This window comes from Thermodesulfovibrionales bacterium (genome assembly GCA_035622735.1).
GTDB lineage: Bacteria > Nitrospirota > Thermodesulfovibrionia > Thermodesulfovibrionales > UBA9159 > DASPUT01.
Window position 1 is genome coordinate 1 of record DASPUT010000019.1, and the last position, 5,091, is coordinate 5,091.

The following is a 5,091-nucleotide window of genomic DNA, read 5'->3' on the forward strand; positions in this document are numbered from 1 at the left end:
CGCTCGAAAAAGATTCCGAAGCAGACAGAGAACCGTCACATCTCCATGATTCCATCCTGCCACAAAGGTATTCTGCCATAACCGCATACTTCACGTCGTGATTCCCTCGGGGCCGGACTGAAAAGAAATACACCCTACCCAGGTAGGATGGACATCGAGCCGGTTTTAGCCTACACTGGATTCAGAGTCTTTTTGAGGAGTTTTTTTGAAGGCAAGAATCGACAGTCATGCCTGCTTTGATTTCTTAACGGGCATCCCGAACAGAACGCTTTTCTATGATCGGCTTACCCAGGCCGTGGCACTCGCCGAGCGCGCTCGGAGCAAATTGGCAATGATGTTTGTCGGCGTCGACAACCTGAAACTCATCAATGACACCTTGGGGCACAATTGCGGAGATCTCATGTTGAAGATCATAGCGGAGCGCCTCAAGGCTTGTCTCAGAAAAAGCGATACGATCGCCCGTCCCGGAAGGGATGAATTCATGATTCTGCTGCCGGAGATACGACACGCCGAGGACGCCGCCGGAATCGCCGAGAAGATCCTCGCCTCGCTCGAGTCACCCTTTCTTCTCGAAAACCATGAGTTGTTCTTCTCAGCGAGCATCGGCGTGAGCATCTTCCCCCTTGACGGGGCCGATGCCGTTACCCTGATCGAAACGTCGTACACGGCAATGGAACGGGCCAGACAGGGGGAGAAGAATAGTTGTCGATTCTATTCACAAGAAATGAACGACAGGGCCTTCAGTCGCATGATCATGGAAAACAATCTCCGTTTGGCGCTGAAGCGTAAGGAATTCCTCCTGCACTACCAACCGCAAATTGACCTTGCAACAGGAAGAATCAATGGTCTGGAAGCCCTTGTACGCTGGCAACAGCCCGGGCTTGATCTCGTCTATCCAAACGATTTCATTTATTTGATGGAGGAGACAGGCCTCATCGTCGAACTCGGGCAATGGGTTCTCAGGACTGCATGTGCACAAAATAGGGAATGGCAGGAAGCAGGCCTCACACCCGTTAGAGTCTCGGTGAACCTTTCCGCACGTCAGTTTCACGAACATGACATCGTTGGGACGGTCGGCAAGGTGCTGGAGGAAACGCGACTCCGGCCCGAATACCTCGAACTGGAACTTACCGAAAGAGCCCTCATGATAAATACCGAAGCGACCATTAGGGCCCTTGAAGGGTTAAGAGCGATGGGAGTACAACTCTCGATAGACGACTTTGGCACCGGATATTCATCTCTCCGCTACCTGAAGTATTTCCCCGTAAACAGGCTGAAGGTTGACGGGCCCTTCATACCGTCGCTCGCAATCAGCGCTACTGATGCTGCGATAGTCGAGGCAATTATCGCCCTTGCGCACAATCTGCACTTAAAGGTCACCGCCGAAGGCGTCGAGACGGAACAGCAGTTCTCTTTCCTTCGCGAACACGACTGTGATGAGACCCAGGGGTTTCTCTTGTGTCCCCCTCTGCCGGTCGACCAAATCCGCCGCTTCTTAGCGATGGGAATAAATCACGGCTGCTCCCGGTCGTTTCTACCCAGGAAAAAGAGTCCTGAGGTTTTGGCAGGACAAATGCCGGCATATGTCAGAACGGCATAGATGCATCTTACGCGCGATTGAACGGATAAAGCGGAACTCCTGTCAGAAACGGGATATCTTCTTTGTACGTTTGACGAACACAATGGGCTATACGGAAGCTTCGTCCCCATAGGGGAGGGAAGGCCTCCCAGATCGTTCCATGTATACGATACGTAGTCATAAAAGGGTTGCGTTACCGGCAACGGCGACACTCACCGTCACGGATGAGCAAGATACCCGCTCAATTCAAACTATGGTTGCAGACATCTCCCTGTCAGGAATCGGGGTTTATTCCGACCAGCCGATACGAGACGGTAAAGACCTCTCGGTCGACATCTACTTCATCTCCTCTGACGGATCGATACGCTGCGCTTCCGTGGACGGTAGCATCGGCCACGCGAGAAAGATGAGGAATATCTATTACGTCGGGATTCAATTCAAGAAAGACATCATGCCCGCGCAGCAACCCCTCCTCTATGAGTATCTCATGACGCTCCTGAGGTGCAGTCGAAAGTAACCTTCGATTCAAACCGGCCTGAAATCTCGTCGGTCGGTTCTTGATCATCAGAGAAAGTCTTCCTACCCGGACGTGCGGGCTTTCGCAAATACGTGAAAAAAGGCGGCAGTAAAGGATTCAGAGATTCTTTTCGTTGCACATAGTTTCATGTTACCGGAGCGGTTTCACCGAAGAGGTATTTGTCGGAAGTGTGGTATTCTAAAATTTATGGGTAGGCCTTCCCGTAAAAAGAGAAGAGCAGCGGATCGTGGAGTTGCCGGTGACAAGGCTTCTGAAGCCTTTCACGTACCGGTTGACGGAAAGGTATCGGAAGACCAATTTTCCCGGAAGGCAGGAGATGGTAAGTATTTGCCCCTGCTTGCCTCATCTGCTGCCCTCATCACTTTTCTCGTGTATCTTCAATCCCTTCGGAATGACTTCATCAAATACTGGGATGACAGGCCGTATGTATACGCTAATCCCCATATTCACACGTTTAACTGGGACTTCATCAGATGGGCTTTTTCCGACTTTTATGAGGCCAATTGGCATCCGCTCACCTGGATATCTCACGCATTGGATTACGCCGTATGGGGGTTAAATCCCTTCGGGCATCATCTGACGAATAGCATCTTGCATTCAGTCAACACAGCCCTGGTAGTCCTAATAACCGTGTGGTTGATCGATCTGCATGGAGAAAGGACCGTGCCTAAAGAGACCGTATCGTGGCAGAAGGGACGAGGCATCTTGATAGCAGGTGTCGCGGCAGGTTTACTCTTTGGACTTCATCCCATTCATGTGGAATCGGTAGCAATGGTCGCTGAAAGAAAGGACCTTCTCTGTGCCCTGTTCTTTCTGCTCAGCGTAATGGCATACATGAAATACGCGGGAGCAGTCTCATACGATGGGGGACCGCTGCTCCCCTATCGCGACAGGCGCTATCTCCTTTCCGCAGGCTTCTTTCTCCTGGCCTTGCTCAGCAAGCCCATGGCTGTCAGTCTTCCCGCCGTTTTGCTGATCCTGGACTGGTACCCTTTGCGAAGGATCCAATCCCTCAAATCGTTAAGGGCTGCATTGATCGAGAAAGTTCCCTTCATTCTCTTGAGCCTTCTGTCCTGCCTGTTGACCATCCGAGCCCAGAGAGCGGGGGGGGCCATGGGATTGATGGAGGTCGTGCCCCTGTCGACGCGAGTGCTTGTGGCGTTCAAATCGCTCGTCTCGTATCTCTGGAAAACGATCATGCCGATACATCTGGTCCCTTATTATCCCTATCCCAAAGACGTTTCCCTATTATCTCCGGAGTATCTCTTGGCGATCGTTCTCGTGCTCGGGATAACCACGGCGTGTTCGATCCTGGTGAAAAACAAAAGAATACTGTTGGCCGCCTGGTGTTATTATTTGATCACGGTACTCCCCGTTCTCGGCATTGTTCAGGTTGGTGAGCAGTCAATGGCGGACCGATACATGTATCTGCCAAGTCTCAGCCTCTTTTTCATTGCCGGGTTAACTATGGCGTGGGGCTGGTCCGTGGCAGCCGCCATGGGAAGAAGAAAGGCGTTCTTTCAGTCTTTCTGGATTCTCCTGGCGGTCTTTCTATTCACGTCCATAACATCTCTGACTCTCGGACAGATTAAAATATGGAGGGATACGTTTGCGTTCTGGAATTACGTGATCGAAATGGAGCCGTCATCGGTCGCTTTGGCGTATAATAACAGAGGGAATGCTCTCTACGATTCCGGTCAACTCGATAAGGCCTTCGATGACTTTGATAAGGCGATTGCGCTGAATCCTTCATATCCCGCCGCGTACAATAATCGGGGCCTCGCATTCAAACGGCAAGGCCGGTTCGATAAGGCCCTTGCGGACTATGACAAGGCAATAGCGTTGAATCCCAATTACTTTGAGGCGTACAATAATCGGGGAGTAGTATTTAAGCTGTTGGGGCAACCTGATAAGGCTCTGGCCGATTTCAGTCAAGCCATCGCCCTGCATCAGTCCTACAGCATCTATTATCTGCGCGGCTCAACCTTCGAAGAAAAAGGTCAGTTCGATAAGGCGATGCAGGACTATCATGAGGCGATCGCTTTAAATCCATCATATGTGGAGGCCCGGGTGCGGCTCGGGGTCTTGTATGGCAAATCCGGCTCGCTCGACAAGGCCATAGACCAGTTCGATAAAGCCATCGAGATTAACCCTAATTACACCCTAGCTTACGACAATCGCGGATTTGCATATTCACTTACAGGTCAAAGGAGCAAGGCATTGGAAGACTTTGCTAAAGCAATCGAAATAGATAACCGTGATACTTCAGCTTATATTAACCGAGGAAATGTCTATCTCAAAATGGGTGACAGGGAGAGCGCTGTTTCAGATTTTCAGAGGGCCTGCGATTTAGGATACAAGGCAGGGTGTAACGTGTTACAGACCCTGAAGAGATGACGGATAGAAACTCTTCTCTCATAACTGCAAATAGCTATTTTGCTTTGGCTCCTTCCCGCCTTATCCTACAGCGAAGGAGACGAACAGGACTAGGAATAACAGGATGCGCATCCGGGTCTTTGCGTTACCGCCCTGCATGCGGCCCCCTTCCCTCTTCATCCATCAGAAGCCGCCTCCCCTCAGCATCGAGGATGGCGAACTTTATCAGCCCGAGCCTGCCTAAGAGGAATTTCGCCGAGGCGCCGAGAACTCCGAATCCGTAAATTACGCTTCGTCTGAAATTAATAGAGGAGGCCTCTTCAAAGTACCTCGTGGGGCAACTCAATTCGCCGATCCTGAAACCGAAGTAGACAGCCTGAACAAGCATCTCACTGTCAAAGACAAAATCATCTGAGTTCTCTTCGAGGGGAAGGGTCTCAAGTACCTGCCGGGTGAAGGCGCGAAATCCCGTGTGGTATTCCGAAAGCTTCACGCGTAGGACCAGATTCTCTATGAGGGTGAGAAATCTGTTCGCTACATACTTGTAAAGCGGCATCCCGCCTTTCAAAGCCCCTCCCCCGAGAATCCGGGACCCGAG

The 5,091-nt window shown here is 51.1% G+C and carries 4 protein-coding genes; 3 read left to right on the forward strand and 1 reads right to left on the reverse strand.

Annotated features, from left to right (window positions below):
- The first annotated feature begins 205 nt into the window (after positions 1–205).
- The 3 genes from VEI96_00750 to VEI96_00760 all read left to right on the forward strand — a co-directional run bounded on the left by VEI96_00750 (position 206) and on the right by VEI96_00760 (position 4,514).
- A complete protein-coding gene (locus VEI96_00750; GenBank protein HXX56510.1) occupies positions 206–1,600 on the forward strand; it encodes an EAL domain-containing protein in 1,395 nt (464 codons plus the stop codon).
- Between the two features lie 139 nt (positions 1,601–1,739).
- Complete coding sequence (locus VEI96_00755; GenBank protein ID HXX56511.1) at positions 1,740–2,096, forward strand: PilZ domain-containing protein; 357 nt, start codon at positions 1,740–1,742, stop codon at positions 2,094–2,096.
- Between the two features lie 348 nt (positions 2,097–2,444).
- Positions 2,445–4,514 (forward strand): tetratricopeptide repeat protein, encoded by a 2,070-nt coding sequence (locus VEI96_00760; GenBank protein HXX56512.1) that lies wholly within the window; start codon positions 2,445–2,447, stop codon positions 4,512–4,514.
- A 124-nt stretch (positions 4,515–4,638) separates the two neighbouring features.
- Here VEI96_00760 and VEI96_00765 read toward each other — a convergent pair.
- On the reverse strand, positions 4,639–5,091 hold a 453-nt coding region (locus VEI96_00765; protein HXX56513.1), incomplete at its 5' end, for a hypothetical protein.